Source organism: Roseibium sp. RKSG952, from assembly GCF_009711355.1.
This window is the reverse complement of sequence record NZ_SMMF01000930.1, coordinates 38170-52821: the sequence shown is the minus strand read 5'-3', so window position 1 is coordinate 52821 and position 14652 is coordinate 38170. Positions and strand designations below refer to the sequence as shown.

12 protein-coding genes and 2 tRNA genes are annotated in these 14652 nt (G+C 55.5%); 8 read left to right on the top strand and 6 right to left on the bottom strand.

The annotated features are described in order from the left end of the window. Positions 1 to 152 precede the first annotated feature (152 nt). A tRNA-Arg gene (locus tag E1297_RS24415) sits at positions 153 to 229 on the bottom strand. Between the two features lie 115 nt (positions 230 to 344). On the opposite strand from E1297_RS24415, the gene E1297_RS24410 reads away from it, so the two are divergent. Both E1297_RS24410 and E1297_RS24405 read left to right on the top strand, forming a co-directional pair. Next, positions 345 to 1370, top strand: coding sequence for a LacI family DNA-binding transcriptional regulator (locus E1297_RS24410; protein ID WP_209015968.1), 1026 nt, complete (start codon positions 345 to 347; stop codon positions 1368 to 1370). 31 nt (positions 1371 to 1401) lie between these two features. Then, positions 1402 to 2589 carry a winged helix-turn-helix domain-containing protein gene (locus E1297_RS24405; RefSeq protein ID WP_368669667.1) on the top strand — a complete coding sequence of 396 codons (1188 nt, stop codon included), beginning with the start codon at positions 1402 to 1404 and terminating at the stop codon, positions 2587 to 2589. 3 nt (positions 2590 to 2592) lie between these two features. Here the strand turns inward: E1297_RS24405 and E1297_RS24400 are convergent, their stop codons facing one another. The 3 genes from E1297_RS24400 to hpaR form a co-directional block, all read right to left on the bottom strand. Next, positions 2593 to 3513, bottom strand: a complete 921-nt coding sequence (locus tag E1297_RS24400; protein ID WP_155143103.1) for a helix-turn-helix transcriptional regulator — start codon at positions 3511 to 3513, stop codon at positions 2593 to 2595. Between the two features lie 131 nt (positions 3514 to 3644). After that, on the bottom strand, positions 3645 to 4343 hold the full coding sequence (locus tag E1297_RS24395; RefSeq protein ID WP_155143102.1) for a fumarylacetoacetate hydrolase family protein: 699 nt from the start codon (positions 4341 to 4343) through the stop codon (positions 3645 to 3647). 764 nt (positions 4344 to 5107) lie between these two features. Beyond that, complete coding sequence (gene hpaR, locus E1297_RS24390; RefSeq protein WP_155143101.1) at positions 5108 to 5542, bottom strand: homoprotocatechuate degradation operon regulator HpaR; 435 nt, start codon at positions 5540 to 5542, stop codon at positions 5108 to 5110. 248 nt (positions 5543 to 5790) lie between these two features. On the opposite strand from hpaR, the gene E1297_RS24385 reads away from it, so the two are divergent. Together E1297_RS24385 and E1297_RS24380 are read left to right on the top strand one after the other, a co-directional pair. Continuing rightward, positions 5791 to 7206: a pyridoxal-dependent decarboxylase gene (locus E1297_RS24385; protein ID WP_155143100.1), complete on the top strand. Its 1416-nt coding sequence runs from the start codon at positions 5791 to 5793 to the stop codon at positions 7204 to 7206. 17 nt (positions 7207 to 7223) lie between these two features. After that, on the top strand, positions 7224 to 7994 hold the full coding sequence (locus E1297_RS24380) for an HpcH/HpaI aldolase/citrate lyase family protein (RefSeq protein ID WP_155143099.1): 771 nt from the start codon (positions 7224 to 7226) through the stop codon (positions 7992 to 7994). A gap of 4 nt (positions 7995 to 7998) precedes the next feature. On the opposite strand, the gene E1297_RS24375 is transcribed toward E1297_RS24380, so the two are convergent. Further along, entirely contained in the window at positions 7999 to 9141 is a 1143-nt protein-coding gene (locus E1297_RS24375) for a DUF3095 domain-containing protein (protein WP_155143123.1), read from the bottom strand. 143 nt (positions 9142 to 9284) lie between these two features. Between E1297_RS24375 and E1297_RS24370 the strand changes: the two genes are divergently transcribed. From E1297_RS24370 to E1297_RS24355, 4 genes are all read left to right on the top strand, one after another. Next, the gene (locus E1297_RS24370) at positions 9285 to 10457 is read left to right on the top strand and encodes an MFS transporter (RefSeq protein ID WP_155143098.1); all 1173 of its coding nucleotides are present in this window, start codon (positions 9285 to 9287) and stop codon (positions 10455 to 10457) included. Between the two features lie 3 nt (positions 10458 to 10460). Continuing rightward, positions 10461 to 11513, top strand: coding sequence for a glycosyltransferase family 4 protein (locus E1297_RS24365; RefSeq protein ID WP_155143097.1), 1053 nt, complete (start codon positions 10461 to 10463; stop codon positions 11511 to 11513). A gap of 103 nt (positions 11514 to 11616) precedes the next feature. Continuing rightward, a complete protein-coding gene (locus E1297_RS24360; RefSeq protein WP_155143096.1) occupies positions 11617 to 12639 on the top strand; it encodes an aspartate-semialdehyde dehydrogenase in 1023 nt (340 codons plus the stop codon). A gap of 131 nt (positions 12640 to 12770) precedes the next feature. Further along, positions 12771 to 14393, top strand: coding sequence for a DUF4139 domain-containing protein (locus E1297_RS24355; RefSeq protein WP_155143095.1), 1623 nt, complete (start codon positions 12771 to 12773; stop codon positions 14391 to 14393). A 126-nt stretch (positions 14394 to 14519) separates the two neighbouring features. Here E1297_RS24355 and E1297_RS24350 read toward each other — a convergent pair. After that, positions 14520 to 14606, bottom strand: a tRNA-Leu gene (locus E1297_RS24350). Positions 14607 to 14652 lie beyond the last annotated feature (46 nt).

The window sequence follows — 14652 nt, the reverse complement described above, 5'->3', positions numbered from 1 at the left end:
AAAAAAAACGAGGGCATTGCCGGAATAATCAACTTGCCACTTTGCGCTAACGGCACTTGAACGGCCGAGTATCTCTCAGATCGCAGTTTCGGGCCAATGATACGCGGGCTGCTTCATGTAGCGAAGTGCAAGCGAATCCTTGGGCAAGAAAATGGCGACCCCGGCAGGATTCGAACCTGCAACCTGCCCCTTAGGAGGGGGCTGCTCTATCCAGTTGAGCCACGGAGCCGCGCTTCGCCTTCTGTATCCGGCTTTTTTGACCTTGTCATCGCCTTTGCACAACAGTTGAACAGTTTGCCCTGTTCACGCTACCATCGGACAAAACAACGACGCAGGTATCCCCGGTGACCACAGAAACAAAACGCCCGCTAACCCTTCGTGATGTCTCGGAAGCGTCAGGGGTATCCGAAATGACGGTCAGCCGGGTTTTGCGCAATCGTGGCGACGTCTCTGACGCCACCCGCACCCGCGTTCTGGCTGCCGCCAAAGAGCTGGGATATGTGCCCAACAAGATCGCAGGCGCATTGGCCTCGAGCCGGGTGAATCTTGTGGCAGTGATCATCCCTTCGCTGTCGAACATGGTCTTTCCCGAAGTGCTGACCGGCATCAATCAGGTGCTTGAAGATACCGAATTGCAGCCTGTGGTCGGTGTTACGGACTATCTTCCCGAGAAAGAGGAAAAGGTGCTGTACGAGATGCTCTCGTGGCGTCCGTCTGGCGTGATCATCGCGGGGCTCGAACATACCGACGCCGCCCGAGCCATGCTGGATTCGGCCGGCATCCCGGTGGTCGAGATCATGGATACCGATGGTAAGCCGGTGGATGCGATGGTCGGCATCTCGCACCGCCGCGCCGGGCGCGAGATGGCGCAGGCGATCCTGAAAGCCGGATATCAGCATATTGGTTTCATGGGTACAAAGATGCCGCTGGACCATCGCGCCCGGAAACGGTTCGAAGGCTTCACCGAAGTGCTGGGCAAGCAAGGCATCGAAATTGAAGACCGGGAGTTTTATTCTGGTGGTTCGGCCCTGGCCAAAGGGCGGGAAATGACCAAAGCGATGTTGGATCGCTCTCCCGATTTGGATTTCCTGTATTACTCCAACGACATGATCGGCGCGGGCGGGCTGTTGTACTTGCTGGATCAGGGCATCGACGTGCCCGGTCAGATCGGCCTTGCTGGCTTTAACAACGTGGAACTGCTGCAAGGATTGCCGCGTAAGCTGGCCACGATGGATGCCTGCCGTCTTGAGATCGGCCGTAAGGCGGCCGAAATCATCGCGGAGCAGCTGCAGAATCCCGCGGAAGAGATCGAAACGCGTGTCACGCTGACCCCCAAGATCAGCTATGGCGATACGCTGAAACGGCGCTGAGTTTGTGAGCCTTCCACAACTGGACAACAGATTGGCGCGCGCCATCTTCATGGATCGCCACGCTTTGGCTGAACCGCCTGCCGGTAATGCCAAAGGCGCCGACCTTCTTGACCTAATCCGCAGGCTCGGCTTCGTTCAACTGGACAGCATCAATACCGTTGCCCGCGCGCATGACATGATCCTGTTTTCGCGCAGGCCGACCTATCGTTCACGCAATCTCAAGCGGCTGTATGAGCGGGATCAGGCCTTGTTCGAACATTGGACTCACGACGCAGCCGTTATTCCGATGGATTTCTATCAGCACTGGCATTTGCGCTTTCAGCGCGATGCGGACTTGCTGAAATCTCGTTGGAAAAACTGGCGCAGGGATGGATTTGAGCAACAATTCGAAACCGTACTGCAACATATCCGGGATCATGGTCCTGTTGGCTCTTCAGACGTTGGTAAAGACGAAAAGAAGGGATCAGGCGGTTGGTGGGACTGGCACCCCTCAAAAACCGCATTGGAATATCTATGGAGGTCCGGTGCGTTGACCGTGATTGGGCGCGAAGGCTTTCAGAAACGCTATGATCTGACCGAACGCGTTATTGAAACCCATTTGTGTCCCGGCAATACACCCTGCGACGCCAGTGAAACCGTGGATTGGTTGTGTAATGCGGCGCTTGACCGGCTGGGGTTTGCCACGTCGGGTGAACTGGCAGCGTTCTGGGACACGGTCAGCGCAGCGGAAGCTAAGGACTGGTGCAATCAGGCTCTAACAAAGGGTGAATTGGAAGAAATATGCGTCGAATGCGCTGATGGGCGCCTGCGCAAAGTTCTGGCGCGGCCGGGTCTATTGGAACAAGCCGATACCGTGCCAACCGCACCGGGTCGGATGAGAGTGCTGAGCCCGTTTGATCCCATGCTGCGTGATCGGCAACGGGCAGAGCGGCTGTTCGGATTCTATTATCGGATTGAGGTGTTTGTTCCGGAACCAAAGCGGACCTATGGATACTATGTGTTTCCACTGCTGGAAGGCGACCGGTTGGTGGGCCGGATCGATATGAAGGCACATCGTGATTGCAATGAGCTGCGTATCAAAGCGCTCTGGCCCGAGCGATCGGTTAAATGGTCCGACGCGCGCACGCGCAGATTGGAAGCTGAACTTGACCGCGTCCGCAGATTTACCGAACTGGATCGGGTCGTATTCGCCCGGGATTGGCTGAAAGACCCAAAATAGGGTCTAGTTTTCCGCCAGGAATCCTTGTGTTTCTACCAGTTCGCGCAACTGCTGAAGAGACGTTTCTTCTGTTTGCCCCGAGGTATCGAGTTCAGCCATGGCACGCCCATAAAGGGCTTCGCGGCTGGCTAGGATGCACTTGAGCTGCTCCATCGCCTCCGGATTTCCGGCCATTGGACGTTCGTCCCCCTGCGCGCGAACGCGGTCCATATGCTCTTGCGGGGATGCCCTTAGCCACACTGTGTGAAACCGGTTGAGAAGCGTGTCATAGGTCGTAGGCTCGGCGACAATGCCACCTGCAACAGCCAGAACCAACCGGTCATGGCTGGCGATCACACGATCCAAAGCCTGTGCTTCCAGTTGGCGATAGCCTTCCTGACCATAGAACGCCATGATTTCGGATAGAGGCATTCCCGCCTTGTCTTCGATCATGCGCGTCAATTCTACAAAAGGCAGCCCAAGTTCCTTTCCCAGCAAAGAACCCAGTGTGGATTTACCTGCCCCTCTGAGACCAACCATGCAGATACGCGCAGCGCGCGGTCCGGTGACTGGATAAGGGCGAAGTACACGCAGGACAGATTCCTTGACCTCATCACTGGCCGAACGGAACATATCTGCTACACGCAGCGTATCTGACTCCCACGGATCGTCATCGCTGATCAGCCACTCAATCCGGTGATCCAGCGCATTGGCAACCCTTTGCAGCAAACCGATCGAGATATTTCCTTCACCTGCCTCAAGCTGGGCAAGGTATCTGGGCGAAACACCTGACATTTCGGATAGAATTCGCCTTGAGATGCCTCGAATCTGGCGGGCCTTGCGTACACGGGCACCAACAAGGCGGCTCAGATCCTGTGATGAGCCGTCAAGCGCGGCCTTTTCCGTTGATGCATCCCCTTCGGGTATTCTTTGAGAGTCGGTCATGCCATCTGGTTGTTCGTGCGAAATAGTGCACAATTTACAACAGCCGATGAAACCGGGCAACGCTGTTTGCGCATGGCAAAAATGGCGTCGCCTGGCCCCTGAAATTCAATAAGAATTCCCTTGTTTAGTGTCTATTCTGCTGCTGTCAGCTCCAGCTCAATCGACGCCAGCCCATCGATACCGCCGGTAATCTTGTCCCCGGCGACGACCGGACCAACGCCCGCGGGTGTTCCGGTCAGGATCAAATCTCCGGGGCGTAGGTGATAGAACCCGGACAGGTGGCTGATAATCTCATCGATTTTCCAGATTAGCTCGTCAAGCGTCGCATCTTGTCTGATTTCCCCGTTTACACTCAGGTGAATGCGCTTGTGACTATCAGGTGCCCAGTCCATTGCCTTGGTCAACGGTGCAAATACCGCTCCATTCTCGACATCCTTACCCAATTCCCATGGTCTCTGCTTGTTGCGCTCACGTATCTGCAAGTCGCGACGGGTCATATCCAATGCGCATCCATAGGCGTAAACCGCATCCCACGCTTCGGCCGACGTGGCCCGAAATACAGGTTTTCCGATCACAAGAGCCAGTTCCATCTCGTGATGATAGTTTTCGGTTCCTGGCGGATACGGAACGCTCGCACCCGTCAAAACTGCATTTTCGGGTGTTTTGGTAAAGTAGAACGGTGCCTCGCGGTCGACTTCATTTCCCATTTCCGCGGCATGCGCCGCATAGTTGCGACCAACACAGAATATACGACCAACCGGATAGGTTCCCGTCTCACCCTGAACAGGGATTCCAATAGGTTCAGGAAGAGAAAACAGGTTATCCGACATGACAAGTCCTCAGGTATTGCGTTCCGGCGCATCTTAGGAGGGTAGGCTCGGTGGGCAAGCCGTTACTTTTGCCATTCATACACGCTGTTTTCTGCCAACAACTGAAAATTGTTTCGGCACGAACCTGCTCAATTATCTCGGCTGCTCACTGAGTCATTCCAAGTGCGTGTCTGATCCGCCTTTATGGCGAACGACTCACGGCTGAAAATCTTATCCAATCTCCTGAGAGGGCGCCTTTCATGGTCGGATTATCGAAATTTCCTGCAGTTTTCGGCTGTGAGAACGATTTCTGCACCCTCACGAAATCGCAACTTGGAAAATTTGGTGATCGTCCTAGTTATCAACCTGAAAGTGCAATGCACCGGATCAGCATCAATGCTGTTCGGACGAGAGTGAAAAGTAATCATTCGTTAGTCACCACCCACGCCTCGCCAGAGCAGAAAGTGCGGCAACCAATAAATCACCATAGTGACTCGAGGGCACCTCTTGCGGGCTGTTGGGACAGTCGGCAACTGACAGTTAACGTTTCGGAGATCCCGGCCAGACAATCCGCCCCCCTGGACGGTTTGGTCAGGCAGGATTGTATTTTCAGTCCAACCAACACTCCGAAGCTTGGGCCGGATCGTCGGATAACACATGGCGCAACCGGTCGCAGGCCAGGCACATAAATCAGTCCGGGTCTGGCCATCCCCGTCGGAGATACCCCCCTTTTTCTCCGGCGGGGTCACCGTTTTTGGACGGGTATCCACCAGCAGGCGCGTGCTTCAATCGTCCAGTTCGTGCAATTCGTTCAGCAAATCCAACAGCTTTTCGTGTTTGTCCGCACCAAAACGCGAGCGAATGCTCTCGGTGGCTTCAAGGCTAGCGGGTAGGTTGTCTTTGATTATCTGCAGCCCCTCCCGCGTAATCTCGACAATCTGTCTTCGCCCATCCCGCGGATCGGGGCGTCGAGCAATCAGACTTTTTTCCTCAAGCTTCTGCAAAATACGTGTGAGGCTTGGCAGCAGCAAACAGGCCCGATTGGCAATCCGGGTCGGTTCCTGAGGTCCTTCTTCGTCAAGAACACGTAGCACGCGCCATTGCTGCTCGGTTACGCCTGCATCCGCCAGAATCTGGCGGATTGGTCCCATAAGTTTCTCACGTGCCCTTAGCAATGCAATCGGAAGCGAACGGGATGTCAGCGGAATGTCATCAGTCATGTGAAATCTTTGCCGAATTCCTGCGTTGTCGCAACAGGTCAAAAGTTCTACGTGATTTGAAGTCTCCGAAATCTTCCCTTGTTAGACTCTTATCCGCGGCATATTTGTGTGATCTTTACTGTAATAAATAAATTAACGTGTTAATTAATTGCCAAATGGCGTTGACCATTGTAATCCAATGACCATCACTGACACACAGATTATGACAACGCGCGTTCGGCAAGCTGCCGGACAAAATGGGGGCTAAGATGAACTGGGATGAATTTTCAGATTGGGGCAAAAAAGTCTCGGACTGGACGCAGGCTTATCATCAGACCGTCGGGGACAAGCCTGTTCGTGCGCGGACAGAACCCGGTGACATTCTGAACGCCCTACCCGTTTCGCCGCCCGAAGATCCTGAGATGATGGAAGACATCTTTCAGGACTTCGAGCAGATCGTGATGCCCGGCATCACACACTGGCAGCACCCAAGGTTCTTCGCCTATTTCAACTCGAATGCCTCGGCGCCATCGGTTCTGGCAGAGTTCTTGGCCAGCGCGATCGCACCGCAATGCATGCTGTGGCAAACCTCTCCGGCAGCGACCGAGATGGAAACCCGGATGATGGACTGGCTGCGTCAGGCACTGGACCTGCCAGACGGCTTCGCCGGAGTGATTCAGGACTCTGCCTCTTCGGCAACGTTGGCGGCTGTTCTGACGATGCGGGAAAAGGCCTTGAACTGGCAGGGCAACCAACAGGGACTGTTCGGACAGAAACCACTGCGCATTTATTGTTCGTCCGAGGTTCATACGTCGATCGACCGTGCAATCTGGGTTGCCGGTATCGGCCAGGACAATTTGGTGCGAATACCGATCAAAGGCGACTGGCGGGGTATGGATCCAGAGGCTCTGGAAGATGCGATTCAGGCTGATTTGGAGGCCGGTTTACAACCCGCAGGTGTCATCCTTTGTGTAGGTGGCACCGGAACCGGTGCGACGGATCCGGTCGATCGCTGTCTGGAGATTGCGCAGAAATACGGGCTCTACACCCATGTCGATGCCGCCTGGGCAGGGTCCGCGATGATCTGTCCGGATTATCGTCACTACTGGCTCGGAATCGATCAGGCCGACAGTATCGTGTTCAACCCGCACAAGTGGCTAGGTGTTCAGTTCGACTGCTGCGCGCATTTCCTCAAAAATCCTGACGATCTGGTGCAGACTCTGGCGATCAGCCCTGAATACCTGAAGACCCACGGTAAAGACGGCATCATCAACTATTCGGAATGGTCAGTCCCACTAGGCCGCAGGTTCCGGGCGCTGAAATTGTGGTTCGTCATCCGCGCCTATGGTTTGGAAGGGCTCAGGGAGCGACTGCGCAATCACGTCAATTGGTCGGTTGACCTGCACGATCGTCTGGCGGCTGAGCCTGACTTTGAAATCGTTACGCCGCCGATGTGGTCTTTGTGGACATTTCGGTATGTTCCGACCGAAGCTTCTGACCTCGACGATCTGAATTTGCGACTGGTGAATACCATCAATGATGACGGCCGCATCTATCTGACACAGACGCGCGTGGACGGCGATCTGGTCATACGTTTTCAGGCCGGACAATTTGAAACCACCGAGGACGACGTCAAAATGGCGTTTGACGTAATCACTGAAATCGCCCGTGAACTGACCCCCTGACCCAGAGAGGTGACCGAATGCCTGCTCCAAAGAACGCTTTCAAACAGGCTCTAATCAACGGCGAAAGGCAGATTGGCTGCTGGATGAGCTTTGCGGAATCTGTCACTGCCGAGATCATGGGAACGGCCGGCTTCGACTGGCTGGTGATCGATGGTGAACACGCCCCGAATGACATCCGCTCGATCCGGGACCAGTTACTGGCTTTGTCGAATAGCCCGTCGCATCCGGTTGTCCGGGTGCCCGTTGGCGAAACTTGGATGATCAAGATGGTTCTGGATGCGGGCGCTCAGACCGTACTGGTGCCTATCGTCGAAAGTGCCGAGCAGGCACGGGAACTGGTGCGGGCCTGCCGTTATCCGCCCGAAGGCGTTCGCGGGGTTGGCGCAACCGCATCACGTGCCACGATGTATGGAACAGCCAGCGACTATATCCAAACTGCGGATCAGGAGATTTGCCTGCTGGTTCAGGTCGAAAACCGCGCTGGTATGGCTGCATTGGATGAAATCCTGCAGGTCGAGGGGATTGATGGTGTGTTCATTGGCCCCGCGGACTTATCTACCGATATGGGATACCAGGGCAACAGCACTGCACCTGAAGTGCGCGAGGTGATCTCAGACGCTTTGGCCCGGATCAGGGCTGCCGGCAAAGCGCCCGGCATTCTGGGCACCAAGGAAGAGGCCACGCAGGCCTATCTGGATATGGGCGCGCAATTCCTGGCCGTTGGCATCGACGTAATGTTGCTGGCCCAAAGTGCACGCACATTAGCCGAGGAGTGGAAGGCGAAGTAAACCCTTATGCCCGCATTGCCGCAGCAGCGCGGGCATACCCACCCGAGGCCCCGTCTACGAAATGCACATGATCGTCGCGTGTAGCCGAGGGGACAAAACAGGTCATCATCGCCTCTTGCTGAGTGTGCAATCCAAATCGGACCTTTCCACGTGATTGGGCGTCGTTCAGCGTTTGTGTGATGTGGGACAGGGTCGTCTGATCGCAATCCAGCGTCATTTTCAATCCGTCATCAAACTTACGGTAATCCGCATTGCGGCTGACCATATGCTTGTAGTGCTCAGGTTCAAAGTTTCCCAGCCGTTTGCCCGATTTGAACAAAAGCCAGATCAGCAGATTCTGAATCAGCAATTTGGCCTTTTGTAGAGTCAAATTCCGTCCCTCGCGGGATACATGCGCATCCAGTGTCAGGCCCGGGGGTGGCCAGTTAATAGGGGGGCCGTTTACCGGAACCGGATGACCAGCGCGGTCCAACGCTTCGGACGCTGAGAGGACCGATTGGGCCAGATCGGCAAAGTCCTGTTCGGTGGCATTTGTTGTTGGCTGGATAACCAGAGAGACAATCTGACCATGTCGCGCGGGGCTGTTAGACCAACGACACGAAAGCCCCGTCAGATCAGGCTGCGCATCGGGGTCCGCTGGCTGCACCAGATACTCTCCGGCCTTCATCTGTGCCTCAGCCCAGGCAAGGCCACCGCCAGTGAACATGGCATAGTCCACTCCGCTGGACGGGGCATAGCGTGCGACGCGAAGGTCACGATTTGAGGCGCGAATGTCAGAAACCGGAACCAATGCAGCGCGCAGAGCGATGGAAAACTCGGATGCGGCCCAACTGCGCAAGGCAGAAAGAGCTGAACGGGCTTTATTGGCATCTGCCCCGGATATGGCAAAAGCCGCGCCATCACCACCGAATACATATGGAAAGACCTGCCCGCCCAGCGCATTGATCATGGCCGAAATCACCGCAGCCCCGACCATGTTCACCGTCTTGTAGCGCCCTCGCGCAATCTCACCGGTAGAATCCACAATATCCGCCACACCAACGATCCAGTTGTCAGGCACCGGGGTGAACCGGGAGGGTTCTGTCAGATTCAAAAACTCATGCGAGATCGGGACGGTGTCATAAAACGCAGCGCCAGCGGTTGTCATCATCCCTCCCAAATCTTTGCTTTCAGGCGAAAATAGCTCAATCGTGATCGTTGTCCGCCCTCTGCAACATAGCACACGCGCTTGTGCACGGGACAGAGACATGCCAAGCATCCGCTCAAGGTTTTGAGGCGAGGATAACGAACATGCAGGCAGGCTTGGTGATCTTGTGTCTGGCCTATGTCCTCAGTCAGTTTTTTCGCGCTTTTCTCGCGGTTCTGACCGCTGATCTGGGGCGCGATATCGGCGCTACACCCGAAGATCTGGCCTTTGCCTCGGGCCTTTGGTTCCTGATCTTTGCCGCTATGCAGATCCCCGTGGGCTGGGCACTGGACCAGGTCGGACCGCGGCGCACCGCAGCGATCCTGCTGATGATCGGCGGAGCTGGCGGCGCGGCATTGTTCGCGGTGGCCACCACACCGCTTCACGTGGCCCTTGCCATGGCGTTGATCGGAATCGGGTGTTCGCCGGTGCTGATGGCGTCATATTTCATCTTTGCCCGAGAGTTTCCCCCGGCTAAATTTGCGACCCTTGCAGCTGTCATGCTGGGTGTTGGTTCGGTTGGGAACCTCGTGGCCTCTTATCCAACCGCGCTGGCGGTCGAATGGGTCGGGTGGCGCGCGACGCTGGCAGGATTGGCAATCATCTCGGCCGGTGTTGCCGCCGGGATCTGGTTCACTGTGAATGATCCCAAGCGTGTAGAGACCGAGCACAAAGGCTCCCTGATTGATCTGCTCAAGGAACCGGCACTGTGGACAATCCTGCCGCTGATGTTGGTGGCTTATGCCCCATCCGGAGCGTTGCGCGGACTGTGGGCGGGGCCCTATCTGCTGGATATATTTGGTCTGAGTATCACGCAGGTGGGTCAGGCAACCCTGATCATGGGGGCCGCGATGATCGCAGGCACCTTCGCCTATGGCCCGCTGGATCGCCTGCTGGGAACACGAAAATGGGTGATTTTGGGTGGTAACCTGATAAGCAGCCTGTTCCTTTTGTTGCTGTGTCTGTGGATAGACGATTCCGTCTGGCTCTCGGTCCTCTTGATGGCGTTAATCGGATTCTCGGGTGCGGCATTCCCGGTCATCATGGCGCATGGGCGCGCATTCATCCCACCACATCTGGTTGGCCGGGGCGTAACCTTGCTGAATCTGTTCGGTGTCGGTGGTGTTGGACTGGCGCAGTTCGCAACCGGTCGCATCCATGCTGCAACTGTGGACATGGGACCAACGGCACCCTACACAGCGATATTCGGCTTTTTTGCCATCACTGTTGCCATCGGCTGCGTCATCTACCTGTTCAGCCGGGACAGTATGGACTGAGACATGACCCGTCGGGAGATCCAAGTGAAAGACCCTGTCGTCATTGCCCCAAATCTGAAACGCAGGCTGTCTGGTGTTACGGCAACCATCGCACGGTTGGTCCCGTTGCAGGTACAATGGATCGACATCGCCGCCACCGGTCCCGGATTGCCCGAGGATATTCCGCATATTCCCTTGGGCCGCCTGCCATTTCTCTCACGCCGCAGATTGCGCATCTGGCACGCGCGGCGGAATACAGAGATGTTGTTGGGCCTGATCCTGCGTGGTCTCTTTCGTCTGAAACTCAAACTGTTGTTCACGAGCGCCTCCCAACGTGCCCATACCGGCTATACCAAGTGGCTGATCGGCAAAATGGATGCGGTTGTTTCGACGTCGCGCAAAACAGCCGGATATCTGGAACGTGAATCTCAGGTGATCATGCATGGCATCAACCTGCAGGACTTCACCCCACCCGATGACAAGGCGGCGCTGCGACAAAAACTTGGCCTGCCAGACGGTCTGTTGCTGGGCTGCTATGGCCGTATCCGCCACCAGAAAGGCACCGATGCATTTGTCGATGCGATGATTGAGCTGTGTGGTCGTTTCGATGATGTTTCTGGCATCGTCATGGGGCGGGCCACAGAGCATCACACCGGTTTCCTGAGCGATCTGAAAGCAAAAGTCGCCGCCGCTGGCTTATCTGACCGCATCCTGTTCATGCCCGAAGTGACTGTTGACCAGATCGCCGAATGGTATCAGGTGCTGGACCTGTTCATTGCGCCGCAACGCTGGGAAGGCTTCGGCCTCACCCCGCTTGAGGCGATGGCCTGCGGCATTCCGGTTGTTGCAACCGATGTGGGTGCGTTTTCCGAAATCGTCACCGATCCGTCACTTGGCCGCGTCGTTGCACCGGATGATATCCCTGCCCTTGCGGATGCGGCGGCTGAGATGCTGGAAGACCGTGATTCCCTGTCCCAGTCAGGCCTCGCGGCCCGCGCCCATGTCGAACAGAATTTCGACATCAACAGCGAGGCAAAGACGCTGGTGGCACTGTATGAGCGTCTTCTGAACGACTGAACCGCCTCAATTCGACGTCATTCGGTCAATTCATCTTCGAAAGCTCTTTTTTCTTTTCTGCAACGCGGCTATGAACGCGCGTCCTTTATTCAGGAGACTAAAAATGGGCTATCGCGTCGTAGTCGTCGGCGCCACAGGAAATGTGGGCCGCGAAATGCTGAACATTCTGGCTGAACGCCAGTTCCCCGTCGATGAACTTGCTGCACTGGCAAGCCGTCGTTCGCTGGGCACCGAGGTTAGCTTTGGCGACACGACACTCACGACCAAGGACCTGGATACTTTCGATTTCACCGGCTGGGACATGGCGCTGTTTGCCGTGGGTTCCGAGGCAACCAAGGTATACGCCCCCAAGGCGGCGGCGGCTGGCTGCGTGGTGATCGATAACTCGTCGCTGTATCGCTATGACCCGGACATTCCGCTGATCGTGCCAGAATGTAACCCCGAGGCGATTCACGACTATAAAAACAAGAACATCATCGCCAACCCCAACTGCTCGACGGCGCAGATGGTCGTCGCGCTGAAGCCGCTGCATGATCGTGCACGCATTAAGCGCGTGGTTGTCTCGACCTATCAATCGGTGTCGGGAGCCGGCAAGGAAGGCATGGATGAGCTTTGGGATCAGACCAAGGCCATCTACAACCCGACGACCGAGGTTGAGCCGAAGAAGTTCCAGAAGCAGATCGCTTTCAACGTGATTCCGCAGATCGACGTCTTCATGGAAGACGGCTCGACCAAGGAAGAGTGGAAGATGGTTGTCGAGACCAAAAAGATCGTCGATCCGTCGATCAAGGTCACCGCAACCTGCGTTCGCGTTCCGGTATTCGTCGGCCACTCCGAGGCCGTGAACATCGAGTTCGAAGAGTTCCTCGACGAAGACGAGGCCCGCGACATCCTGCGCGAAGCACCGGGCATCATGGTAATCGACAAGCGTGAACCGGGTGGATACGTCTCACCAATCGAATGCGCAGGTGATTTCGCCACGTTCATCAGCCGCATCCGTCAGGATTCGACAGTTGAGAATGGCATCAACCTGTGGTGCGTTTCGGACAACCTGCGCAAAGGTGCTGCTCTGAACGCTGTGCAGATTGCCGAACTGCTGGGCCGTGAGGTTCTGAAGAAGGGCTAAGCTTTTCAAGCGACAGAAATCGACAAGGGCCGTTTCGAAGGAAGCGGCCCTTTGCTTTTGAGCCGTCTTGCTATCGCGGCGGTGACCTGCAACGTTCAGGCCATCTCAAAACCGCATTCAAGCGAGACATTATGAAAGCTCTGATCTCCTTTCTGGCTTTTACGCCAGCTTTGGCCTTTGCTGAAACTTTCACGATCGAAACCAAGGTAACCGAAGCAACGATATATACCGCAGGTGCAGAGATTATCCGGTCCGGTACATTCAATGTTCCTGCCGGAAATCATCGCCTGATCCTGCCGGGAATACCCGCAGGTGATCCCGGTACACAGTTCACTACATTACAGGTAATGGCAGATGGGCTAAGCCAGTCGTCCCTTGAACGCCGGGTCGACGACGTATCCAGGTATGATCATGAAAATGAAGCATTTCGACAAGCCGAAGACAAAGTAAAAGCTGTCGAAGAACAAATTGCAGCTGTTGAAAATGAGGCACGGTCCGCCCGGCTGATTGCCGAGGCTGCGCAGCAAACAATCGGCTTCTTAGGCAGTCTTGGCCACAACGAAGGATTGGCAGGTTCAGGACCTGACGAATTGCGCGATCTTGCCCGCATGATCGGCGATGAAACCCTGCGAGCTCAACAAACTGCCCACAGTTCGGAACTGGAAGCCCGCAAGATCGAAGCAAAGCTAGATCAACTTCACAAGGAACTCGAAATCGCGAAAGACAAACGTGATGCGTTGATACCTGATATCGAAGGCCACCTGTTCGTCGCTGTGGATGTGAGCGCTGAAGTCGCGACAGCAGGCAATCTGACAGTTTCATACCTCGATGCATACGCAGCAGAATGGATTCCCAGTTATGAGTTTCACCTAAAAACCGGAGCCGATCCGCAGGTTCAAATCGGCCGCAGCGTTCTGGTTTCTCAACACACCGGTGAAAGCTGGCATGACATAACGATGAATGTATCGACCCTTGCACCGACAAGTCAGAATTCCGCATCTCGGCTATATCCGAGGCTCAGAACCATCAGCGAGATAACCGACACCTACAACAGTCTTGAAGAACCCGCGGTGGAAGCACCTGTTGTCGTTGAAGAAACTATGGGTGCCTATACGCTCCAAACCGCGTCAGTCGAGGGAACAGGGGTCACCTATACGGTTCCGACGCCTATTTCGGTCTCTGCCGGATCGGATTATACCGAGGTCTCAATCGATCAATTTAGTCAGCCCGCTGAGGTCTTTGCACTGGCAGTGCCATTGAAAGACGACGTCGCGTTCCGCACGGTGCGCTTTACAAATCCTCTTGATCAAAACCTCTTGCCCTCCGAACTGGCAAAATGGTTCGTCGATGACATTCTGGTCGCAGTCGGCGATTCCACTAAGATCGGGCCGCGGGAAGAAATCGAAATGGGATTTGGGCCTATCTTTGGTCTATCCGTTTCCAGCATTGTTCTGGACCGCAGCAGCGGTGATGCCGGTATAATTTCACGCTCGAACCAGCGGGTTGAAACGGCAGAAATTCGCATTGCCAACCGGACAGATCAAACCTGGCCTATACGGATCATCGACCGGATGCCTTACTCAGAACAGGACGATCTGCAGATCGTATGGACTGCGGAACCAGACCCGAATGAGGAAAACGTCGGCGACGAGCGGGGCATCTTGGCCTGGGAAACTCGGATGGAACCCGGCCAGACCGAGATTATCAAACTGAATCTTGAGCTTAGCTGGCCAGAAGGTATGGCGCTGGACTGAGCCTTGGGACGAGGGATCGTTTCCGGTCCCTCTTCTTTCAGACTTGTTGGAATGCGCCTTCACGCGTCAGGCATGATTCACCAAGCTTTATGCCTGCGAGTTCACAACCAATTTTCCCAGAAGAATTGGTGCCCAGGAGAGGACTCGAACCTCCACGTCCATACGGACACTAGCACCTGAAGCTAGCGCGTCTACCAATTCCGCCACCTGGGCAGGTGTCGTGAGGGGGCGTTTAAGCCTAGTCGCCGGGAGCGTCAAC